The sequence below is a fragment of the Aerococcus mictus genome (genome assembly GCF_003286595.3).
In the GTDB taxonomy this organism is placed as follows: Bacteria; Bacillota; Bacilli; order Lactobacillales; family Aerococcaceae; genus Aerococcus; species Aerococcus mictus.
Genome location: NZ_CP132985.1, coordinates 919,635 through 943,015, shown reverse-complemented (window position 1 = coordinate 943,015; position 23,381 = coordinate 919,635). Strand labels below are relative to the sequence as shown.

22 protein-coding genes and 1 other RNA gene are annotated in these 23,381 nt (G+C 39.8%); 4 read left to right on the top strand and 19 right to left on the bottom strand.

Features of this window, described 5'->3' with window-relative positions:
- Positions 1 to 26: 26 nt before the first annotated feature.
- The 11 genes from DBT49_RS04430 to DBT49_RS04380 all read right to left on the bottom strand — a co-directional run bounded on the left by DBT49_RS04430 (position 27) and on the right by DBT49_RS04380 (position 10,694).
- Entirely contained in the window at positions 27 to 212 is a 186-nt protein-coding gene (locus DBT49_RS04430; protein ID WP_070558087.1) for a DNA-directed RNA polymerase subunit beta, read from the bottom strand.
- A complete protein-coding gene (murA, locus tag DBT49_RS04425; protein ID WP_070558088.1) occupies positions 209 to 1,522 on the bottom strand; it encodes a UDP-N-acetylglucosamine 1-carboxyvinyltransferase in 1,314 nt (437 codons plus the stop codon). The genes DBT49_RS04430 and murA overlap by 4 nt, the downstream gene beginning before the upstream one ends.
- A gap of 54 nt (positions 1,523 to 1,576) precedes the next feature.
- The gene (gene upp / locus DBT49_RS04420) at positions 1,577 to 2,218 is read right to left on the bottom strand and encodes a uracil phosphoribosyltransferase (RefSeq protein ID WP_060778123.1); all 642 of its coding nucleotides are present in this window, start codon (positions 2,216 to 2,218) and stop codon (positions 1,577 to 1,579) included.
- 35 nt (positions 2,219 to 2,253) lie between these two features.
- On the bottom strand, positions 2,254 to 3,471 hold the full coding sequence (gene glyA / locus DBT49_RS04415; protein WP_070558091.1) for a serine hydroxymethyltransferase: 1,218 nt from the start codon (positions 3,469 to 3,471) through the stop codon (positions 2,254 to 2,256).
- Between the two features lie 72 nt (positions 3,472 to 3,543).
- Positions 3,544 to 4,575, bottom strand: a complete 1,032-nt coding sequence (locus DBT49_RS04410) for an L-threonylcarbamoyladenylate synthase (protein WP_111872345.1) — start codon at positions 4,573 to 4,575, stop codon at positions 3,544 to 3,546.
- 1 nt (position 4,576) lies between these two features.
- Positions 4,577 to 5,455 (bottom strand): peptide chain release factor N(5)-glutamine methyltransferase, encoded by an 879-nt coding sequence (gene prmC, locus DBT49_RS04405; RefSeq protein ID WP_111872344.1) that lies wholly within the window; start codon positions 5,453 to 5,455, stop codon positions 4,577 to 4,579.
- On the bottom strand, positions 5,439 to 6,521 hold the full coding sequence (prfA, locus tag DBT49_RS04400) for a peptide chain release factor 1 (RefSeq protein ID WP_111822352.1): 1,083 nt from the start codon (positions 6,519 to 6,521) through the stop codon (positions 5,439 to 5,441). The genes prmC and prfA overlap by 17 nt, the downstream gene beginning before the upstream one ends.
- A gap of 15 nt (positions 6,522 to 6,536) precedes the next feature.
- A complete protein-coding gene (locus tag DBT49_RS04395; RefSeq protein WP_111822351.1) occupies positions 6,537 to 7,157 on the bottom strand; it encodes a thymidine kinase in 621 nt (206 codons plus the stop codon).
- Between the two features lie 156 nt (positions 7,158 to 7,313).
- The gene (locus DBT49_RS04390; protein WP_111822350.1) at positions 7,314 to 7,961 is read right to left on the bottom strand and encodes a type 1 glutamine amidotransferase; all 648 of its coding nucleotides are present in this window, start codon (positions 7,959 to 7,961) and stop codon (positions 7,314 to 7,316) included.
- Complete coding sequence (locus DBT49_RS04385; RefSeq protein WP_111822349.1) at positions 7,958 to 9,313, bottom strand: Mur ligase family protein; 1,356 nt, start codon at positions 9,311 to 9,313, stop codon at positions 7,958 to 7,960. Before DBT49_RS04385 ends, DBT49_RS04390 begins: the two co-directional genes overlap by 4 nt.
- Before the next feature lie 136 nt (positions 9,314 to 9,449).
- Positions 9,450 to 10,694, bottom strand: a complete 1,245-nt coding sequence (locus DBT49_RS04380; protein WP_083300378.1) for an AI-2E family transporter — start codon at positions 10,692 to 10,694, stop codon at positions 9,450 to 9,452.
- A gap of 100 nt (positions 10,695 to 10,794) precedes the next feature.
- Here DBT49_RS04380 and DBT49_RS04375 point away from each other — a divergent pair, with 100 nt between their 5' ends.
- Both DBT49_RS04375 and DBT49_RS04370 read left to right on the top strand, forming a co-directional pair.
- The gene (locus DBT49_RS04375; RefSeq protein WP_111822348.1) at positions 10,795 to 11,808 is read left to right on the top strand and encodes a lactonase family protein; all 1,014 of its coding nucleotides are present in this window, start codon (positions 10,795 to 10,797) and stop codon (positions 11,806 to 11,808) included.
- Positions 11,809 to 11,912: 104 nt separating this feature from the next.
- Positions 11,913 to 12,740 carry an undecaprenyl-diphosphate phosphatase gene (locus DBT49_RS04370; protein WP_111822347.1) on the top strand — a complete coding sequence of 276 codons (828 nt, stop codon included), beginning with the start codon at positions 11,913 to 11,915 and terminating at the stop codon, positions 12,738 to 12,740.
- A 68-nt stretch (positions 12,741 to 12,808) separates the two neighbouring features.
- Here the strand turns inward: DBT49_RS04370 and ald are convergent, their stop codons facing one another.
- The 3 genes from ald to lysA form a co-directional block, all read right to left on the bottom strand.
- A complete protein-coding gene (ald, locus tag DBT49_RS04365; RefSeq protein WP_111822346.1) occupies positions 12,809 to 13,912 on the bottom strand; it encodes an alanine dehydrogenase in 1,104 nt (367 codons plus the stop codon).
- Between the two features lie 124 nt (positions 13,913 to 14,036).
- Complete coding sequence (locus DBT49_RS04360; protein WP_111822345.1) at positions 14,037 to 15,008, bottom strand: diaminopimelate dehydrogenase; 972 nt, start codon at positions 15,006 to 15,008, stop codon at positions 14,037 to 14,039.
- A gap of 30 nt (positions 15,009 to 15,038) precedes the next feature.
- A complete protein-coding gene (lysA, locus tag DBT49_RS04355; protein ID WP_111822344.1) occupies positions 15,039 to 16,355 on the bottom strand; it encodes a diaminopimelate decarboxylase in 1,317 nt (438 codons plus the stop codon).
- A gap of 352 nt (positions 16,356 to 16,707) precedes the next feature.
- Between lysA and phoU the strand changes: the two genes are divergently transcribed.
- Positions 16,708 to 17,379, top strand: a complete 672-nt coding sequence (gene phoU, locus DBT49_RS04350; protein ID WP_013669817.1) for a phosphate signaling complex protein PhoU — start codon at positions 16,708 to 16,710, stop codon at positions 17,377 to 17,379.
- A 560-nt stretch (positions 17,380 to 17,939) separates the two neighbouring features.
- Here phoU and DBT49_RS04345 read toward each other — a convergent pair.
- The 5 genes from DBT49_RS04345 to DBT49_RS04325 all read right to left on the bottom strand — a co-directional run bounded on the left by DBT49_RS04345 (position 17,940) and on the right by DBT49_RS04325 (position 22,157).
- Positions 17,940 to 19,151 carry an MFS transporter gene (locus DBT49_RS04345; protein ID WP_111822343.1) on the bottom strand — a complete coding sequence of 404 codons (1,212 nt, stop codon included), beginning with the start codon at positions 19,149 to 19,151 and terminating at the stop codon, positions 17,940 to 17,942.
- A 69-nt stretch (positions 19,152 to 19,220) separates the two neighbouring features.
- Positions 19,221 to 19,856, bottom strand: coding sequence for an orotate phosphoribosyltransferase (gene pyrE / locus DBT49_RS04340; RefSeq protein WP_111822342.1), 636 nt, complete (start codon positions 19,854 to 19,856; stop codon positions 19,221 to 19,223).
- On the bottom strand, positions 19,857 to 20,552 hold the full coding sequence (pyrF, locus tag DBT49_RS04335; protein ID WP_060778107.1) for an orotidine-5'-phosphate decarboxylase: 696 nt from the start codon (positions 20,550 to 20,552) through the stop codon (positions 19,857 to 19,859).
- 393 nt (positions 20,553 to 20,945) lie between these two features.
- Positions 20,946 to 21,307, bottom strand: a transfer-messenger RNA (tmRNA) gene (ssrA, locus tag DBT49_RS04330).
- 130 nt (positions 21,308 to 21,437) lie between these two features.
- The gene (locus DBT49_RS04325) at positions 21,438 to 22,157 is read right to left on the bottom strand and encodes a histidine phosphatase family protein (RefSeq protein WP_060778105.1); all 720 of its coding nucleotides are present in this window, start codon (positions 22,155 to 22,157) and stop codon (positions 21,438 to 21,440) included.
- Between the two features lie 171 nt (positions 22,158 to 22,328).
- Here DBT49_RS04325 and DBT49_RS04320 point away from each other — a divergent pair, with 171 nt between their 5' ends.
- The gene (locus DBT49_RS04320) at positions 22,329 to 23,201 is read left to right on the top strand and encodes an AraC family transcriptional regulator (protein ID WP_111872343.1); all 873 of its coding nucleotides are present in this window, start codon (positions 22,329 to 22,331) and stop codon (positions 23,199 to 23,201) included.
- Positions 23,202 to 23,381: the final 180 nt, after the last annotated feature.

Sequence of the window (23,381 nt, the reverse complement as noted above, 5' to 3'; positions counted from 1 at the left end):
TGAAGTCGCTCCTTTTCTTTTAGTTGTTATTGAAAGAAAGCGTATAAATGGTTCCAAACATCTTGGTTAAAGACATTAAATAGCTGGTGGTCACTACTAATACCATAACCAAGTAATAAGCCAATTAAAAATAAGAGAACCATTCCTAAAAGGCAGATAAGTAACCACTTAAAAAGGTTTTTAAATCGACTGACTAAAAGCTCCTTGTTCATGATCCAACCTCATCTAAGCGGCTCTCAATTTCTTCCTGACTATATTTATCAAGATCAAGCCGAATAACCTTAGCTCCCAAAGCTTGCAATTTTTTATCAAAATTCGCGTAACCGCGATCGAGATATTCTAATTTACTTACCTTGGTAATGCCTTCTGCCACTAAGCCAGCAATAATTAGAGCTGCTGCTGCACGTAAATCAGTTGCCACAACTGCTGCTCCCTGTAAGTGGTTAGGGCCATCAATCGTCGCAGTATCACTGGTAATATTAAAAGAAACGTTCATCCGTCTTAATTCTTCTAAGTGCATAAAACGATTTTCAAAAACGGTCTCTTCTAATTTTGAACTTCCATGGGCAATGGCTTGGGCAATGCTGAATTGGGCCTGCATATCTGTAGGGAAACCGGGATAGGGCATGGTTTTTATATTTGTGGCCTTTAATTCTTTCGGACCGATAACCCGTATTCCTTCCATTTCTTCTTCAATTTGAACCCCCATTTCCTTTAATTTAGAAATTAAGGGAAGATTATGTTCTGCTACCGCATCTTTAACCAGGACATTGCCTCCAGTGACTGCTGCAGCTACCATAAATGTTCCCGCTTCAATGCGGTCATGGATGACGGCATGCTGGGTACCATGCAGAGACTCAACGCCTCGAATTCGGATGATATCGGTACCTGCCCCAGATATCCTTGCCCCCATACGGTTGAGGAAATTAGCCAAGTCAACAATTTCAGGTTCCTTAGCAACATTTTCTAAAATGGTGTCCCCTTTAGCTAGTGTTGCCGCCATCATAATATTTTCAGTTGCTCCTACACTAGGAAAGTCCAGGTAAATATCAGTACCGACTAATTCATCACAACGAGCTTCAATATAACCATTTTCGGTCGTCACCTTAGCTCCCAGGGCCTCAAAACCCTTAATATGTAAGTCAATGGGCCGTGAGCCAATAGCACAACCCCCTGGCATGGCCACTTTGACACAACCTAAGCGAGCTAATAAAGGTCCCATAACGACGACACTGGCGCGCATCTTACTGACAAATTCAAAAGGCGCTTCACTTTGGATAGCCCCACTAGCATCCACTGTTATCACTCCAGCTGCTTCATCAAAGTCCACTTGAGCATCAAGATAATCTAAAACCTTATTCATTAAATAGACATCAGAAAATAAAGGACAATTTTCAATGACACTTTTTCCTTCCTCGGCTAATAATGTTGCAGCCAAAATAGGAAGCACCGTGTTTTTGGCTCCATCGACTTGTACAGTTCCTTCTAAGCGCTGACCGCCTTTAACGACCATCGTTTCCATTTATTTAGACACCATCCATTTTCCTATACTTTCTAACGAAACTTTTTCCTTAAATTAAAGGGTACCGAACAAGCGGTCACCAGCGTCCCCTAAACCAGGAACAATATAGCCATCTTCATTGAGCTTTTCGTCAAGAGCGGCTGTATAAATTTCCACTTCAGGATGGGCTGCTTGTAAAGCTTCTACCCCTTCAGGAGCAGCAACCATACATAAGAACTTAATATCGGCAGGCGAAACATTGCGTTTCATCAAGGCCTCAATGGCTAGAATAGCTGACCCACCTGTTGCTAACATAGGGTCTACAACAAGTACTTGACGTTCTTCAATGTCACTAGGCATTTTAAAGAAATACTCGTGTGGTTCTAAAGTTTCTTCATCACGATACATACCAATATGGCCTACTTTAGCAGCTGGTGACAAAGATAGGATTCCGTCAACCATACCTAAGCCAGCCCGAAGAATAGGAACAATGGCCATCTTTTTACCAGTAATCATTTTTTGAGTCGTTTTTGTAATCGGGGTTTCGACTTCAACTTCTTTTAATGGCAAGTCACGTGTCGCTTCATAACCAACAAAAACCGTGATTTCATCAACCAGTTCACGAAAGTCCTTACTCCCTAAGTCTTTATCGCGTAAAATCGCTAATTTGTGTTGTACTAAGGGGTGGTTAACAATATGTAATCCTTCTTTGTTCATAAGAAACTCCTTCTTTTTAAATCTATTTCCCTACTTTACTCACTGAGCGGATATTTTTGGGTCAGTTGCTTAACTTGTTCCTTAACCTTGGCAATGACTTGATCATCATCAAAATATTTGACAACTTGAACAATCAATTGTGCCAGCAAGCGACAATCATCTGCGGTAAAGCCACGTGTCGTTATCGCTGGTGTCCCGATGCGAATGCCACTGCATTGGGTAGGCGGCAAAGTTTCACCTGGAATGGTGTTCTTATTGACCGTGATATGGACTTGACCAAGCTTCTCTTCGACTGCTTTACCCGTTAAATCAAAGTCACTGACTCTAAAAGCGATTAAGTGGTTATCCGTTCCACCAGACACCACATGAATACCAGCTTTACTAAATTCGCTAGCCATGGCCCGGGCATTGATCACTACGTTTTCCATATAATCTTTAAAGTCACTATTTAAAGCCTCTTGAAAAGCGACCGCCTTAGCAGCAATAACATGGAGTAAGGGACCACCTTGGTTACCGGGGAAAATTCGGCTATTAATTTTTTTAGCGTAGTCAGGATTATTGGTTAAAATAATCGCTCCCCGGGGACCTCTCAGGGTTTTATGGGTAGTTGAAGTCACTACATCAGCATAGTCAACTGGATTTTCATGGATTCCAGCTGCTACCAAACCAGCAAAATGAGCCATATCGACCATTAAAAGAGCCCCGACTTCATCAGCGATTTGGCGAAAGGCTTTAAAGTCTAACTTTCTAGAGTAAGCAGAATACCCTGCCACAATCATTTTTGGCTTTGCCTCCAAGGCAGTTTGACGAATAGCGGAATAATCCAGCTGTTCGCTTTCGGGATCGACACCGTAGGAAACAAAATGATAGCGCCGCCCAGAGAAATTAACTGGAGAGCCATGGGTCAAATGCCCACCATCGGTCAGATTCATTCCTAAAACCGTATCCCCAGCTTTAAGGAGGGCATCATAAACGGCCATATTAGCTCCCGAACCGGAATAAGGCTGGACGTTCACAAAGTCTGCGTTAAATAATTTCTTAGCGCGGTCAATGGCTAATTGTTCAATCTTATCAACGACCTCACAACCGCCATAGTATCTTTTTCCTGGATAGCCTTCCGCATACTTATTGGTTAAAATACTCCCCTGTGCGGCTAAAACTTCCTTTGATACCCAGTTTTCGCTAGCAATTAACTCGATACCATTTTCTTGACGCTGTCTTTCTTGATCAATTAAGGTAAAAACTTCATCCATTATCTCACTTCTTTCAATACAGATCGTATCTGTTGATACTAAGTCGATTTTACCATAGATCGTGATAGATGTTTACGATTCTATCTTTTTACTGGCAGCTTTTAGTAAACGATTACGGTAAGCGGTATTGGCCTCTGTATCAGCTAATAATTCAACATATAGTCTTTTAATTTGATCATTATCATCAAAGGCCCGTAACCCCGCAAATAAAAGGTGGGTAGCTGTTGCTTCATTAGTCCCTAAACTAAAAGTAGGCAGGTTAGCATCTAAGTGACTCAATATTTCATCGCTAGCGATCACCGCACTCTCAGGAGATAATCCCTGCTTCGAAGCAATAAGTTCAAGGAGCTTGTCATGACTGATGGCAATAACTTCTTGATGGGGACTATAGTGGCGATATTTCATCCCAGGTGCCTTGGGATGTTCCTTAGAATCTTCAGCAATTTGCTGGGTGGCGTCGATAATTCTTTGTTCCGGTAAGGCATTCCGTAAGTCTTTTAAGGTGATCGCACCTGGTCTTAAAATAGCCAATTCTTCTGGATTACTAATATCTAACACCGTCGATTCCACGCCAATATGGGTAGGTTGACTATCTAATACTCCCGCGATTTTACCATCAAAATCATGTAAAACATGGTCAACCGTCGTTGGACTCGGTTTGCCTGATAAATTAGCAGATGGTCCCACAATCGGAAAACCTGTTTCTCTAATGACTGCTAAGGTGAAGTCGTGGTCGGGCATCCGAATGCCCACTGTCTTTAACCCCCCGGTAACGGTTGGACCAAAAATTCCAACCTTAGTCGGAACAATCAAGGTCAAAGGCCCTGGCCAGAATTGATCAGTCAGTTTTTTAGCAATTGCAGCTTGCGCTTCATTGACTATATTAGAATAACGAAATAAATCTTCTTTACGGCAGACATGAACGATAAGGGGGTTATCACTAGGACGCCCCTTAGCTTGATAAACAGAAGCCACTGCCCTTTCGTTATTCGCAATCGCTCCTAAACCAAAGACAGTTTCCGTAGGGAAGGCAACCAATTGGCCTTGTTTTAAATATTCTGCTGCCTGAGCAGTCTGTTCAAATGTAAAGCGCTTGGTAATCATTTTATTTATCCTTCTTCCATTGCACATAGATTATTCGATCAATACCATTATAATCTTTAATCGATTTCACTTCAGCCTTAGGATTTGACTTTTTAAAGAGACTGATAATCTTAGCGGCTTGGTGACTTCCACATTCCATTAATAGGATCCCGTCAGCCTTCATAAAGGACTGGATGTGGCGGGCGAATTGCTTATAGTAATAATAACCATCGTCTTTGGCAAAGAGAGCTAGCTTCGGCTCATACTTTAAGACGTCCGCCCCCATTTCATCAATTTCATTTTCACTGATATAGGGCGGATTAGAAATAATCAGATCAAATTTTCGCTGAGGAACAGCGTTTAACATATTCCCCTGGATCCACTCAATAGTAACTTGGTGAAAATGGGCATTCTCCTTAGCAACTGCTAGGGCATCTGAAGAGATATCAACAGCCGTCAAATTCAAATCAGGAAATTCTTTAGCTAAAGTTACTGCAATTGCCCCTGACCCTGTTCCTAAATCTAAGACATCAGCTTGTTTGACCAATTGGCGTGTTTCTCTTAAGGAGTGAACGCAATCAATCAAGCGCTCCGTATCAAAACGAGGAATCAAAGTAGCCTCATTCACTCGAAAGCGGTAGCCATAAAACCATGCCTCCCCTAGTAAATACTGGTAAGGCATATCCTCATCGACTATTTTTTTCACCATTTCCTGGTAGTCTTTCATGATCACTAGATCCATTTGATCTTGTTGCTTACGATACCAAGTCGTTACATCCCAATCCATCATGCCTAATAAAAGGTGATAGGCAATTGCTGGGTCCTTACTGTTTGATTCCAAAAAAGAAGAAGCCCATTGCTGAGCTTCTATAAATCGTAGCTGATTAGATGGTAGTTTCATTGAGTTCCTCTAATTTTTGCGCTTGATCAGCAAGAATCAGGGCATCGATTATTTCATCTAATTCTCCGCCCATAATGCGATCTAATTTTTGTAAAGTTAGGTTAATACGGTGGTCAGTTACCCGGTTTTGTGGGTAATTATAGGTTCGGATTCTCTCAGACCGGTCCCCTGTTCCTACTAAGTTCTTTCTTTTTTCGTCGTATTCATCTTGTTCTTGTGATTGATAGTAGTCATAAACCCGTGACCGCAAGATAAGCATAGCTTTTTCCCGGTTTTGTTGTTGGGAACGTTGGTCCTGCATAGCTACTTGAATACCGGTCGGAATATGGGTCATCCGTACCGCTGAACTAGTCTTGTTAACGTGTTGTCCACCAGCACCGGAAGCGCGATAAATATCGGTTCTAATGTCCTTCTCATCAATTTCAAAGTCTAAATCTTCCAATTCTGGCATAACACCAACCGTAGCTGTTGAAGTATGGACACGACCTTGGGATTCGGTTTTAGGCACCCGTTGCACCCGGTGAGCACCACTTTCATATTTTAATTTTGAATAGACTTTGTCCCCTGAAATTTGAAGAATAATTTCTTTATAGCCCCCTAAGTCATTAGATGAGGCGTCAGCAACTTCAACATGCCAGCCTTGGGATTCTGCATAGCGCGAATACATTTCAAAGAGGTCAGCTGCGAATAATTGGGCCTCATCCCCACCAGCTGCCCCACGGATTTCCATAATAATGTTCTTGTCATCATTAGGATCACTAGGCAACATTAAAACCTTAATTTCTTCTTCTAAATCGTCACGCTCAGCTTTTAATTGATCGAGTTCATTCTTAGCCAGCTCTAACATGTCCTCTTCAGATGTCTCTTTAATCAGCTCTTCAGTGTCTTCGATGCCTGAAACAACTTCCTTATAGTGCTTAAAAGTATCTACTTTAGGACGTAGATCAGCTTCTTCCTTAGCTAGGTCTCGGAAGCGTTTATGGTCATTAATCACATCTGGATCACTTAAAAGCTCAGCAAGCTCTTGATAACGAGCGATAAAAGTATCTAATTGCTCTTCTAACATTTAATCAACCTTCCCTTATTGGCATAATGATGCACGGTGAACTGCGATTTTCCCATCTTCTAATGGGGGGTGGTTATAATGTTTACGACATACTGGATAATAAGATTCATTACCACCAATTTGAATTTGTTCACCAGTATATACCGGTTTGCCATTATGAATTCGTAAGTTCATTGTTGCTTTTTTAGCACAGAACCAACAAATTGTTTTTACTTCTTCGATTTTATCAGCCAAAATTAACAAATAGTGGGAGCCTTCAAAAAGTTCATTTTGAAAATCATTTTTTAGGCCAAATGCCATCACTGGTATGTTTAACTGGTCGACCACTTTAGCCAAATCAAAAATATTCTGCTTACTTAAAAATTGTGCTTCATCAACTAAGACACAGTAGATTTTTTCCTTTTCATTTTCAGATTCAATATAGGAAAAAATATCAGTATCAGGATCGATACTATAGGCCTCACGATCTTCTCCTATACGACTCGAAATAACGCCGATGGTCCCTGACCGGTCATCGATCGCACTAGTCATTACTTTGACAGGTTTACCTTGCTCTTCATAATTATGGGCAACTTTTAAGATTTCAAAAGATTTTCCACTATTCATTGCCCCGTATCGATAAAATAACTGTGCCATGGATTTTATACCTCACTATTCTCAGTTATTTATAATAACTTTAGTCAAGTCAATAGTCAACAAACAGCTAAACTTTAAAAGCTAAAACGTATGGCCACTGAAGCTGTTTTTACTCATAAAAAAAACTGGCAGATGCATTCATCCGCCAGTATCCAGCTAATGGGCTTTTTGATCGATAGCCAGATCAATCAATCTTTCAGCCAAATGGGGATTATTAACTAATAGAGGGCCGTGAAAATAAGAGCCAAAGCTATTCTTATAAATAACCCCTTCTACCTGATCTTCATCATTATTCCCATAGCCTTCAATCATCCGCCCCAAAGGCTCTACACCAGAAGCGAGATAGGTCCGACCGGCATGGTTTTCATAGCCTACATAGTCCTCATCAAAACGGTCACAATGCATTTTTGTGGTTCCAATCAGTCGTTCTGGATAGCTCTTAGTATAGAAATCAATGGCCCCAATACCAGGGTACTCTTCCCCATTAGTGGTCTGATAATAATTCCCCAAAAGTTGGTAGCCCCCACAAATTCCTAACAGCACCTTATTGGCTTCGATATAATCAAGCAAGGCAGCTTTCTTATTTTGCAAGTCACGGCTCACTACCGATTGCTCATAGTCTTGTCCGCCGCCAAAGAAGATAAAATCATAGCGGTCACCGTCTAAGGTGTCATCAATAGAAATAATCTCTTTTTCTACCTGAAGTCCCTTTTCCTTGGCAAGGTACTGGAGCATAAGCAGGTTTCCATTATCGCCATAGGTATTCATTAAATTGCCATAGAGATGGCCAATTCTAAAGATCATGATTTCATCCGCTCCTTCACAAGATGTTGGTCAGCTAATTCTCGTCTAAAATCGAGCATGGCAGTATAGGTGGCTAAGACATAGACTTTTTGGCTGGGGACAGATGCAATCCATTGTAGGGCTCCCTGTGAATTAGAAAGTTCTTCTAAGCGGTCCTCATCAAAACCGGCCACTTGCATCCGAACTTTAAGGTCTTTTACCCGTATGCCCCCTACCGCCGTAGCTTTAATGTTAGGTAATTGGGCGATATTTTCAAACATGGCGTCCCAAATCCAGGAAATATCCTGACCATCAGCAGGATTATCATTGAGGAGAACTAGTAGAGAAAACTCTTCTTGGTCTAACTCCAATAAAGAAACGATTTGGTTAAAACCAACCGGATTCTTAATGAGATTAATACGGGTGTCCTTGCCATGAATGGTCAAGGCTTCTTGACGACCAAACATCCGCTTGGCTCCCTGCAAGCCCTCATGAATAGCTGTTTGACTTAGCCCTAAATAACGAGCAATTGAATAAGCCGCTAGGGCATTATATATATTATAAATTCCCGCGACTGGGATGGTAAAGGATTGACCCTCAATAGTAAATGTCGAAGTTTCTGGAGTTAACTTATCCACCTGGTCCACTGAATAAGTTAAGCTTGGCCGGTGAAACTGACAATTAGGACAGAAATAATCCCCTAAATTACTATAAGTAATCATATGATAGTGAAGGATATGCTCGCAGCGGGGACATAGGACCCCGTCGGTATTATAATGGGCCATCTTATCAGTCGTTTTATCCGAATTACTAAAACCAAAGTAAGCCACATTATGATGAAAATCCCGTGACGCAAAAATTGGCGCGTCACCATTCATCAAGAGCAAACTTTTGGGACTCTTATGAGCCCCCTCTAAAATGTAATCGAAGGTCGTATAAATCTCCCCAAAGCGGTCCAACTGATCTCTAAATAGATTAGTTACTAAGATCAATTCCGGTTTAATGTATTCGGTAATGTGGCGAACGCTAGCCTCATCAACCTCAAGGACAGCTATTTTATCCCCCTGTCCTTTGGAATTAGCATTCAAGAAAGTGGATATAATCCCTTGTTCTAGGTTTGAGCCGGTATCATTGGTTAATACTTCATCAAACTTTTGCCGCAAAATATTAACGGTAAGAGCCGTGGTAACTGATTTACCATTGGTTCCGGTAATGATAACTACCCGGTAATTTTTGCCCAGTTCAGCTAAAATAGCCGGATCCAATTTTTTAGCAATTTTCCCTGGCAAACTGGATCCGCCTTTGGTTAATTTCTTGAGTAAAATTTGCACCAAGCGGGCGCTATGCTTGGCAACTTGTGAACGCAATGTCATTAAAAGCTACTCTCCTCTTTTTACTTACATCTTCAAATTCATTTTCCTGTAGCTATCGAGTTAGCTCGCTTAGCTAGGAAATTTGCTTAACTTTTTCTTCGTCAATAAAAGGTTTAGACCAGGATCACTAAGATTATTATTTATGGTCTTGGTCGACTAGGGGTTCCTTTAATTCCCGTTCTTGGATTAAATCTTCTTCATAGAGGCCCGAAACTTCCCGATACCATTCAAAGATATAGGTGAAAATCACCTTTAAAACGGCATAAACCGGAATAATAATGATAATTCCCACCACTCCAAAGAGGTCTCCACCAGCAATTAGTAGAAGCATAATGGTAATGGGGTGAATATTCAAATTACTGCCTAAAATGAGTGGGGAAATAATCCGACTTTCGATGGTTTGTTCAATAGCAAATACGATAAGTACCTTGATAACCATAAAAGGATCTTGAACTAAACCAACAATTAAAGACGGCAAGATTCCAAAGAAAGACCCTACATAGGGGATAACATTCAAGGCCCCTGCAACAACCGCTAAGATGGTCCCGTAATTTAAGCCGATAATGGCATAACCTATGGCAAACATCACTGCTACCGCGATTGCTACAAAGATTTGCCCTCTGACATAGGCTGAAATTTGCTGGTTCATATCCGCCAATAGCCGCATGGTCTTATTACGAATCTTCACTGGAATAAAGGAAGCAAAATTATCCCTAAATTTCTCACCATCAGCAATCAAATAAAACAAGATAATAGGTGCTGTCACTAAGGCAATAATCACCCGGGTAATCACACCGAAAACAGAACCAATACTGGACAAGGTTGTATTCATGAGCTCGCGCCAATTAAAGTTAAATTGATTTAAATTAAAATTATTTAAGTATTCTGCTAAAGTCTCCTGACTTCTCTCGAACCAGCGACCAAAGATAATATTTTCAATTTCTGACTGGTACTGGGCCCAAATATTTGACCAATTGCCGATTAAATGTTTGGCTTCATCAATTAAATTAGGAATGAATGAAATTAACCATAGAATGATTAAAACCAGTACCAGGAGCACAATTCCAGCTATCCAATAAGAATTCAAGCCCCTTTTCCTTAGAAAATTAATTAGGGGTGAAGACAAGTAGTAAAAGACCCCAGCAAAAATAATGGGTAAGATTATTGTTTGGATAAATTCAATAATTGGGGTAAAAACAAAAGCGATTTGGGTTAATAATAGGATAAATAAAGCGAATAAGATTAAAATGACTAATAGCGATACATAACGATTGTCTAGGACACGACTAACGATATCGGGCATTTTTAGCCAGGAAAAGCCTTGCTTATTTTGCTTTTTATCCTTATTTTTTATTTCTGTATTCTGCTTGTTTTGAGACATATAAACACCTACTTTTCCAAATGATTTTACCATACTTGTTCGCTAAATAAATTAACATAGTGTAAAATTTAATATATCAGAGATTGTAAAGGAGATTATTATGGAAAAGATCTATTTAGCTGGCTATACACGTCAAGACAACCAAGGCATCCATCTACTAAAATGGGATAGTCATCATGAGGAAATTAAAGGACATGAATTAATAATTTCTGAATCAAATCCAACTTACCTGGCTCTTTCTACTGATGGTAAAGAACTCTATACGCTCACTGACCAACCGAGCCCTGGAGTCAGCCATTATCGAAAAGAAGGTCAGCATTTCGTTTTTGTTGATCACTGTGCCTTCTTGGAACATAACGGCTGTTACCTAGCTCTAGATGAAGAGCGCCAATTATTACTCAATGCCAATTACCATGAAGGGACATTGGCGCTTATAAAAATACAAAGTGATGGTCAATTACAGCTCCAACAAATAATCAGCCGGACTGGCCAAGGGCCTCACCCCAACCAAGAAAGCTCTCACTGCCATTATTTTAACACCAGTCCAGATGGCAAATACTACCTAGCCTGTGACTTAGGGACAGATAGTGTGATCAGCTATCAATTTGACCAAGAGGGCCAATTACAGGAAAAAGCCTCCTACCAATGTCAAGCAGGAACTGGTCCCCGGCATTTAGTTTTCCACCCTAAAGAAGACATTCTTTATGTGATTGGTGAGCTTTCACACACCATCGATATTTTGACTTATGATGAGGGTCACTTTTCCTTTGTCGACCGGGTGAATTGTTTACCAGAGACTTATAGCGGTGAAAATAGTAGTGCTGCAATTCGTATCTCCCAAGATGGAAACTTCTTATATGTCTCCAATCGAGGTTACAACAGCCTAGAAGTATTTGAAGTTTCTAAAGATGGTTCTCAATTAAGTCATATTCAATCCATTCCCTCTGGTGGAGACTTTCCACGTGATTTTAACTTTGACGCTAACCAAAGTCACGTCATTGTAGGACATCAAAAAGAGAAGAAAGTGACCTTCTTTAAACGTGACCACAATACCGGACAGTTAAGCCCACTCAATGTTAGCTGTCCCCTCAATGAAATTGTTTGCGTCCAATAGGCTTAAGCAAATTAAAAAAAGCTAAAAATTACGCCTAGGCCTAGTCAAGACCCCGTATTTTAGCTATACTACAAAAATGCTAGTGAAAGGATGCGTTTATTTTAATGTTAGATATTATCAAAGTTTTCATCATGGGGATTGTCGAAGGAATTACCGAATGGTTGCCAATTAGTAGTACTGGCCACTTAATTTTGGTAGAAGAATTTATTTCCATGGATTTTAGACCGGAATTTTGGAATATTTTTGTATACGTTATCCAATTAGGGGCAATCTTAGCCGTTGTTTGGATCTATTTTGACCGCTTAAATCCTTTTTCAAGTCAAAAAAGTTCTGAAGAGAAAAAGCAGACTTGGGAAACTTGGTTTAAGGTGGTAGTTGGCTGTATTCCCGCAGGTGTTATTGGTCTTTTATTTAACGACTTCGCTGAAGAACATTTCCAAAATTGGGTGGTAGTATCTGCTGCACTGATTATTTACGGAATTGCCTTCATCGTCGTTGAAAATCGAAATAAAAACCGCCCTGTAACCGTCCATTCAACTCAAGACTTATCTTACAAAAAAGCCTTTCAAATTGGACTCTTCCAGGCCCTATCAGTCATTCCTGGGACCTCAAGGTCTGGTTCATCCATCCTAGGAGCAACGATTTTAGGAACCTCCCGCCCTACTGCTGCCGATTTTTCCTTTTTTATGAGTATTCCCATTATGTTCGGAATGACTTTCTTAAAACTAACTAAGGGATTCCTCGACGGATTTCGCTTTTCAACCGAGGAAGGCTTCCTACTAATCTTAGGAATGGTCATCGCCTACATTGTTTCGATTTTAACGATTCGCTTCTTACTACGCTATGTCCAAAAGAATGATTTTAAAGCCTTTGGTTGGTATCGGATTGCTTTAGGAATTATAGTAATTATCTTCTTTGCTATTTTTCAATAATCACTAAAATGGCTAAACGAAAAGAGAGACTGTTTTCACAGCCTCTCTTTTACTTTAGCTAAAGACTATTAGAATTTTAACTCTTTGTAATCATGCTTACTGGTTTCAGCTACATCGGCGCTAGTTAATTCACCCTTGTAGGTGTTTACCCCAGTAAATACTGTATGGTTAGCTTTAGCAGCTTCTTCAATACCTAAATTAGCAATTTGTTGAACATAAGTCATGGTAGCGTTAGTTAATGCTTCTGTAGCTGTCTTTGGTACAGCTCCTGGAATATTTGCAACGGTATAATGAACAATACCATGTTTAGTATATACGGGATCATCATGGTTGGTTGCATGGTCAGAAGTTTCAAAGTTACCACCTTGGTCAATAGCAACGTCGATTAAAACAGAACCTTCTTCCATGGTCTTCACCATCTCTTCTGTTACTAAAATTGGTGCCTTACGTCCAGGAATAAGAACGGAGCCAATGACTACATCAGCATCCTTTACTTCATTAGCAATGTTATAAGCATTGGACATTAATGTATTAACGCGACCTTGGAAGAGGTCATCTAATTCAGCTAAACGTGCTGGATTCAAGTCAAGAATAGTTACATTAGCGCCTAAGCCAACAGCCATCCGAGCGGCATTATAACCAACATTACCGCCGCCGATAATAACCACTTTCCCGGCTTGAGTTCCTGGCACACCACCTAAAAGTTTCCCTTTACCACCATTAGTTTTTTCAAGATAGTGAGCACCGACTTGAATAGCAGTCCGTCCAGCCACTTCACTCATTGGGTTAAGTAAAGGCAATTTTCCATTTAACTCCATAGTTTCATAAGCTACACCTGTGGTTTTATTTTCAATTAAAGCATCCACCAAAGGTTCGTTATCCGCTAAATGCAGATAGGTCATAACAATTAAGTCTTCACGGAGATATTGGTATTCAGATTCAAGGGGTTCTTTAACCTTAACCACCATATCAACGTCCCATGCTTCTTTAGCAGAGCTTACGATCTTAGCTCCTACTTCTTCATATTCACTATCTTCATATGAAGAACCTACACCAGCTGAGCTTTCGATAAGCACTTCATGACCAGCTTGGACAAGGTTAAAGGCATTGGCCGGTGTCATTGCCACCCGATCTTCATGATTCTTGATTTCTTTAGGTACACCAATTCTCATTATACAAAGCCTCCATTCACATATTTGACTCAAAACAGTTAGAGGATCAGAGCTGATCCTCCCAATTTCCAACTGACTTCAGTATATCAAATATGTGATGTAAATGCTTTCTTTATGCTCAAGGCTAGAGCAATTCGTGGCGGAGTTGTGCACCAGATTTTGCAGAAAGATAAGCTGGGGCAATATCAAAGACTGTTTTAGCCCCAAATTGTTCTTCCTTAGCTAAACGGTAAGCAGCTCGCGCATAGCAAGTATTCACTGCACCGGTGAACTCAGGGTTGCTACCTAATTGCAGAGCAAAATTATAAACTGCGTGGTGGTCAGCGCTGGTTTGTCCTTGGCGCACCACTTCGCCCCCATGAGGAATTCCTTGATGGTTTTGATCTAATTCTTCTTGAGAAATAAAATGCACATCGACTTGGTTATAGGGAGCGAAGTAATCTGGCATGGTCTTGATCGCTTTGGCAACTTGGTCTGGATCAGCGCCCTCTTCTAAGACCGCATAGACTTCACGACTATGGGCAGTCGCTTGTTGGTAATCAATAGGGTCACCAGCCTTTGCTGCCTCTAGCATGGCTTGATTAGGCACGGTATATTGAATAGCTGCCTTGACGCCATCTACCCGGCGTACTGCATCAGAATGGCCTTGGCTAACCCCTCTGCCCCAAAAAGTATAGCTTTGCCCTTGCGGTAAGATTGTTTCAGCTAATAAGCGGTTAAGTGAGAACAGACCTGGATCCCAACCCGTAGCAATCACAGAGACATGGCTATTTTCTTTAGCAAGTTGATCCATTTGATCGAAGTATTCTGGAATCTTATCGTGGTTATCGTAGGCATCCACGGTATTAAAGTTTTCCGCTAGACGAGGAGCTTGAACAGGAATATCAGATTGAGAACCACCACATAAAATTAGGACATCAATTTTGTCTTTAAAGTCAAGAATGTCATCAATTTGATAGGCCGGGCTCTTTGTATCTAATTGATCTGGATGCCGTCTAGTAAAAATCCCCAGCAATTCCATATCTTCCGCTGCATTAACTGCAATTTCCACACCTTTACCTAAATTACCATAGCCAACAATACCAACTTTAATCATTTTTGTTTCCTCCTTTAAATTCTAATAAAACTAATCTTCTTTATTCTTATAATTATAGTCGTTTCTGAGCAAATCTTGGTAGCTTTCTCGTTTGACAGCCAAATAAGATTGCCCATCCTCGACAAAGACCAGGGCTGGACGTCCCAGACGATTATAATTCGAACTCATTGTATAAGTATAAGCCCCTACTCGAGGAATCACCAAGAGGTCCCCGATCCGAGCCTCTGGCAAGGGAGCATCTTGAACCAACTGGTCACCAGTTTCACACAATTTTCCTGCCACGCGGTACTCCCCTTCGACCTCATCATTCATCCGATTAGCTAAGGCCGCTTCATATTTGGCTTGATACAGGGCTGGGCGAATATTGTCTGACATCCCACCATCGACAAAGACAAAGGGTTTACCAGCCAGGGTATGTTTGACACCCCCAACGCTATAAAGAGCTGTCCCGAAATCATTAATTAAAGCCCGTCCCGGCTCAATGCTTACGGTATCGACATGCTCTAAGCCATATTGATCAATTGCTGCTTCAATGACCTGAATATAGCTTTGTAAAAATTTCTCATAATCAAAAGGACGATCTGCTTGGCTATAGTACACGCCAAAACCGCCGCCCAGGTTAATCTCTCTTACCTGGCAGCCGGTTTCTTCTTCCATTTGCCGACAGAATCCCAACATTAAATCGGCTTCTTCAAAGAAGAATCTTTCTTCTAATATTTGTGAGCCGATATGACAATGGAAACCGGCAAAGTCGAGCCAATCGCTCTTAACCATCTCTTTAACCAAAGCCACCGTATCCTCATCATGGCTACTCATACCAAATTTAGAATCATCGCGGCTAGTTTGGATATATTTATGGGTGCTTGCTTCAATCCCTGGATTAATTCTCAAAAGGACCTTAGCCTGTTTATTAAGCGATTTAGCAATTTTCTCTACTTTATAAAAATCAGTCTGGCTATCAATAACAAATGTTCCAATCCCTTGCTCAAGAGCTAGAATGATCTCTGACTCTGTTTTATTATTGCCATGGAAATATATTTTTTCACCTGGAACACCAGCTGCCAAAAGGGTGTAAATTTCCCCACCACTAACGGCATCAAGATAACAGCCCTGTTCATTGATTAGTTGAGCGATATAAAGGTTTAAAAAGGCCTTGGAGGCATAGATAATATGAGTAGTAAACTTTTTAGAATGAAAGCCATTGATAAATATTTTCGCTTGATCTTTAATCCCCTTTTGATCATAAATATAAAGCGGAGTTCCGTACTCTTCCTTCAGACGAGAAACAGGAATATCGGCAATGTTTAATTCATTATTAACCACTTGCATGTGTTGCGTCAGTTTCATATTTTGCCTCCTAGATATTTTTTCATGATACTAACTATTTTACCCTAAAAACTGCTTTTAGTGATCAAATTGTCAGTCTACTCATTAAATTTATTGAAAGATTAGCAATATATAAGCTAAAAGTCAACAAATAATATATTACGGAAAAGAAGCCAATATTAGAAACATTTTTTAACTTTTATTAAAAAGCTATCACTTTTAAACGATAATTATTCAGAACATTCATGTTAAAATAGAGATACGAAAATGAGTATTCCAGTAATCAATAATATTGTAAGGGCTTCCTTTTACTTTATGAGTGGATTATGGTAAAATACTATTTCTATATAAGATATCGGGGAGTGAGTTTTTAATGAAAAAGACACAACTAAGAAAGGCCTTTGTCGAAGAATTAAAGACCTTAGATGGTCAATTTACACGTATGGGAATTGATACTACTAAAGCTATTGAAGAAGCTGTTGATGCGCTTCTCAACCATGATAATGAAGCCGCTGAAAAAGTGATTAAAAATGACGAAAAGATTAATGCTTATGAAGTGGCCATTGATAAGGAATGTTTCCGACTAATTTCCCTACAAAGCCCTATCGGCGATGAATTACGCTTTATTATTTCCATCATTAAGGCCAGCGCTGACCTTGAAAGAATGGGTGACCATGCCGTCTCTATTGCAAAAGGAGCTCTACGGATCGCAGATGAACCCCGTTTAGAAAATATTGAATCTGACCTAGAAATAATGACTGATACAGTCATTGAAATGGCCGAGCTAGCTGTTAACGCCTTTGTTACCCGTAATGACCAACAAGCTAAGGCGGCAGCAGAAATGGACGCCAAAGTTGACCACTACTTTGATAAACTAATCCCACAAGTCGTGTCAGATATGAAGAAGGATAACAGCTTAGTGGTAACTGGTGCTTCATATATTTCCATGATTTCTAATCTAGAACGCATGGGTGACTACGTGACCAACCTCTGCGAACGCATTATCTATTTAGATGAAGGCAAGGTTGTCGATCTTAACGGCTAAATAAGAAAATATAATTTTCACTTTATTAGGTGCTGATAAACATTATGGCTTATCAGCACCTTTTATATATTCTTTTTATTATTGACGCGCATAAGAATTAGTGAAAAAAACAAAAAAGAAGCTGGGACAAAAGTCCTAGCCTCTTTTCAAAATACAAACTATCTATTCAAAACGTGTTCCAAAAGTCAGCCCTGACGTCCACTTCATACAGGGTGTAAGATTTGGCGTATAGGCTTGGATGGTTGGAGTAAGTCAGAATAAAAGCGAAGCATTCGCTTGTTTCTGACTTGTGAAACCACTCCAAGTCTGCCAAATTGAACCCAACTACGAACTATGTGCGATAGGCTCTCGCCTATCTTCCATAGTTTGTTCCAGTTGCTATAGCTGTTCGAAGCGAAGAGCGAGTTACAGATATAGTATGCGTAGCTCTTCAGGGCTCTTTTGACTTTTGTCACACTCTCCTTTGTCTTAGCCACACCGATCTCAATACGGTTTGGTTATTTATCATTGACTTGGTAAGCCTTTAATAAGCTATAGGCTTTCTATGAATAACTCCTAATTTATTGGGCATAAACTTTTTTAAAAGATTTTTGCTTGATCCCAGGAATGGTTAACATGACCACAAAAGAGAAGATATAAAGACATGATAGGAAGAGCATAACCATGGTCACATTACCATGTTCCATAATGATCCCAATAATCATTGAAGAAAATCCACCTACTGCTCGTCCAACGTTTAAGATTAAATTATTGGCCATACTTTGGACGGACTTAGGGTATAGGTAAGAAACCGTTGCTCCATATCCCGGGAACATCCCATTGACAAAGAATCCCATCATGGCTCCGCCAAATAGCATTCCAAGTGGTGAGGTAATTTGGCTAAACAAGTAGACACCAAACGCTGATGCAAGTAAGAAAGCACCAAACATTAGCCGAGGGCCAAATTGGTCAAATAGTCGGCCAAAGACAACCATACCCAAGGACATGCCCAAAATGGTACTAATCATCCATAATGATGAACCTTGCACACTGAGGCCGGCTTGTTCTTGCATAATGGTTGGCAACCAATTCATCATGCCAAAGTAGCCAGCAATTTGAACCGTACACATTAACATAAGTGCAATGGTTTGGTAACTGGTCCGCAAGTCTTTAAATAAAACAGCAAAATTAATTTTTTCACTTTTATCGAGAGCTGAATCATTTTTTACCGGGTAAAATTCTTTTTCATCTTTAATAGCTACTTGCATATATAATACAAGGAGTAAAGGAGCGAGACCAAATAAGAACAATCCGCGCCAACCTAGGTGACTCAAGAATAATCCCGCTAGAGCAGCTGAAGTAATCGAGCCGACTTGGCCAGCTACCCCATTTAAAGCAGAAATCCGTCCCATTTTATGAACGGGGACAATTTGAGCCATGATTCCTAAAGCGATTCCGTACTCACCACCGACACCAATACCGGCAATGAAACGTAAGATATAAAGCATAGTGATCGAAGGCGCAAAAGCAATTGCTCCTGAGGCTAAAGAAAAGATAAGCAGGGTTATCTTTAAGATGTTTAGCTTATGGTAACGGTCGCCCAGATATCCAAAAATTAATCCACCTAATAACATCCCCAAGTTAGTTATGGTAGCGATAGCTCCCGCTTGGGCACCTGATAGTGAAAACTCACTAATAATGCTTGCCATTGAAAAGGATAGAAACATTACGTTGAGGTCATCGGTACCTGAGGCAATGATACTTGAAATAACAGCTTTTTTCTTATTTTCCATTTTTACACTCCTTAAACAAATACTCACAGGTATTTATTATTTAACTCTTTTGACTGTTAGCAGTCACTTTTACTTATTGGAAGACTGGTTCAGTTGACGGTGCCAATCCAAGATATTATCCATGTCTGCTTGGCTAAAGTCATGTTTTTCTTTAGCAACTTCTAATAAACTATGGAAATCGCTCAGTACGGCTAGTGGGATATTAGCAGCTTGGAAGTTTTTCTTGGCCCGATCCAATTCATAGGTGAAAATTGCAGCGACGCCAATCACTGAACACTCTTTAGCAACGGGTTGACAAGCTTCCAAGACGCTACCACCTGTTGAAATGAGGTCATCAATCAATACCACTTGGTCGTCAGCCTCTAGGTGACCTTCAATTTGCGATTGTCTCCCATGGTCTTTAGCCTTAGAGCGAACATACACCATAGGTAAGTCTAAAATTTCACTCACCCAAGCAGCATGAGGAATCCCGGCTGTCGCGGTCCCAGCAATACAGGTCACATTAGGATATTTTTCTTTGATCAAGTTAGCTAGGGCTTGAGCCACCAACTTACGGGCCTTGGGATAACTCATTAATTGACGATTATCACAGTAAATTGGGCTCTTAATCCCACTGGCCCAGGTAAACCAATCCTCATTACGGATAATCACGGCTTCATGATCTAATAATGCTTCGGCAACTTCGCGTTTAATATTTTGACTCATCTATTTACCCTCCCAATGTTCTTTCATTTCTTCATAAGCTCTCACTGGATCGTCGGCCTGAATAATCGGACGGCCCACTACAATGTAATCAGCACCGTTGGCTCGGGCTTCTTCTGGACTAGCAATTCTTTCTTGGTCATCGTGAGCATTCTTATTCAAACGAATCCCTGGTGTTAAGCTAAGTAATTGCCCTTTGGAAACTTCCTTAATCATTTTACTTTCTTGCACCGAAGAAACTAGGCCATCCACGCCACTGTCTAATGCTAAGCGGGTCAAATGTTCGACCGATTCAGCGACAGTGCCAGGAATTTGTAATTGATTATTTAACATTTCTTGGTTCGTTGAGGTCAGTTGGGTGATTGCAAGAACTTTTGGTTGATGTTTGCCTTCTTGAACCCCTTTAACCGCAGCTCGCATCATTTCTTTACCACCCATGGCATGAATGGTCACGAGTTCAATCGGTAATTGACTAAGCTGTAACATGGCTAGGTAAACCGTATTAGGAATATCATGACACTTCAAATCAAGAAAGACTTCATGTCCCATATCACATAAACGCTCAATGATACTTGGTCCTGACATATAAAATTGCGACATACCTACCTTGACCCCGATTTGGCGGCCTTCAAATAATTTTAAAAAATCAAAAGTTTCCGCTTCTGTTTTAAAATCCAACGCCACATATAATGTTTCCATTTTTTCACCTCTTTAACGAAAAAAGACCTAGACAATTCTGTCTAGGCCCTTAAAGTCATCATAATTAGCTATAAGTATGCACACTTATAGGTATTCTTATCATCACTTTTCGTGCCTCTCTGGACAGAATTAAAGTATAGAGTCTCGCTCTAAATCACAAGTATTGTAGCAAGGACACTTGCTTATGTCAACACAAAAAGTAAAAATATTTCATATGAAAGCAAAAAGTTAAAATTGCTTGGTTTCGTGCAAGCTTGAATGGGAATAAGGTATATTTGGTTCAAAGTAAGTTAAACAGTGAGATGATTTTGGATAAAATTAGAAGTAAATAACAACATCTAAAAAGCGATTAAAGCAAAAAAGCGGCCACTAACGACCGCTTATGCTTACTATTTATGGAGGTGAGGGGAGTCGAACCCCTGTCCAGACACCCCGCTAATACAGCTTTTACACTCATAGTTTATTGTTGATTAAGCGTACTAGAGGTCAATAAACAAACCTACTAGCTTGCGTACCTGATTATTCTCTTTCTATTGCTCCAGGCGGAAGCGCAAGACGTATCCCACTTCAATGAGACCTGTAACTAATACATGGGCGATACTAGGCAGATCTTAGCATGCTGCTAGGCAGCGAATGCTAAAGATTGACTTTCGTTTTTGTCAATTAAATTTAAGTTAACGTTTATGACGGAGACGTAACCTCCGAAATGTAGCTGTACCCCGGTCTGATGCCTGTCGAATCCAAAAAACACCCCCAAAGGGATACTTTTCTAATATAACAAACATCTTACCGAAAAGTCAAGATTTACGCTCCATTCAAAACTTCAACTTCATTTTTCTTATAGTTAACTTGATCCCCGTAATTTGTCAAAGGTCTTGCTGAGACTTATTCTTTTCTTTCCCGGTCCTTATTCACATCATCAATTTTTTCCTCTAAAGCAAAATGATCAGTTTGATTATAGGCTTCCAAATGGTAAAAACCATCTTGATACCTAACAATAGATACACTAGCATTATCTAAGGGTTCACCTAGAGAAAATTCTGGGATTAATTCATGGATCATATTGCGAATCGTCATGCCATGACTCACAATCAGAATATTTTGATCAGTTTCACGATGGGCGGTAATCACATCGATCAAGCCTAATTCAACCCGTAGCCAGAATGTCATAAAATCCTCGGCATCATGGGTGGGATCTAATTCATGGAAAGTATCCATTTCTACCTTCACACGGTCATTTGTAGTTAACAAGTCCTGCTTTTCATTCTCGATATAGTCAGAGACTTTTCCCCAGATCCGTTCAACTTCTAGCCCTTCAAAGCTCCCAAAGAACTGTTCCCGAAAGGCTTTACGTTTATTAATTGGAAGGTTGGAACCAGCATGGTAATTATATTTTAAAATAATCTCCGCTGTGGCTACAGTCCGTTGCAAATCACTGGTATAGACAGCCGAGAAATTAACATCACGTAAACCTATGGCGCTCCTTTGGGCATCGCGTTTACCCTTCTCTGTTAAAGGCGCATCCGCCCAACCTTGGATCCGATGATAGTGGTTGAGGTAGGTTTGGCCATGACGCATAAAATAAATTGTTACACCTTTACTCATTTCTTTCAACCTCGCATTCATACTGATAAACCTGAAACTATCATAACAAAAAATGCTCATTTTAGCGAAACATATCAAATTATAAAACGTTTACTAAAACTTTTCTGATATAATTTATTTAGATATAAAAAGATATTTCTATTCTTAAGTCTAGAAAGAGGAAGATTTCCTATGGAACGTGAGCAACTCGTTAGAAACCGTCTTCTTCAACTTGAACTTCATTTTAAAAGTATACGCTACTTTGACCGCAGGAAGGATAAGCAATTAGAATCAATCCTCCTCTTTAGCGATCAAAGACCTAATGAATTAATCATTATTTACTGCAAAGAAGGCTTTCTAACTATAAATTCTGATGATAAAAATTATATTATGGATAATAACAGCTATTGTATTATTAACAACAGAGCCCATTTAAAAGCCCAAGATATCGATGCGGAAGCTTTAGAAAAATGGTATGAATTATCGATCATCAGTCTAGTCGGCCGTAATCAAAGTTTTAAACTATCGCATGAAAACATTGCTTGTTGTCAAGACACTCATAAAGGGATTGAAAATTATTTACAATTAATTGACTACGAAGATAAAAAAGGTGAGCTTGAAGAGGACGAAAAAGAAACCATCTTACAAATGCTGATCCAAATGTTATTTACTCGAATATATTTCCAGCAAAAAAATTTATTCGCCTTAAAAAGTGAATTTACCAATGAGGAAAAAATTCACTGGCTGAAAAAGTATATTGATAACTATTATACCAAGGATATTAGTTTGGACCATCTCAGTAATTTAATCAGTATGAATAAATACTATATGATTCGTCTTTTTTCAGAGGCCTTTTCCGCGTCTCCGATTGATTATTTAATTAAAGTAAGAATAGATAAAACCAAGCAGCTACTGAAGGCCACCAATTTTAGTATCAGTCATGTCGGTAAATTGGTAGGCTTTGGCTCAGCTTCATATTTCTCAAAAATGTTTAAAAGACTAAATGGCATCTCACCTAGTCAATATCGGAAAGAGCATAGCCAAGATAATAAAGAAAACAATTAATCACTCACAGTAGCCAAATAGCTGATTTTCTATATCATATTTCTTCCGACCTAACGCCCCTTTTAAATAATTAAAAGGACTACGACCTGTAGCAAGTCTCAAAAGTTTGACATTTAGTCTAACTTTTGGGGAACTCTTACAGGTCATAGTCCTTTTTATGAATCCTTGTTCTTTTATAAC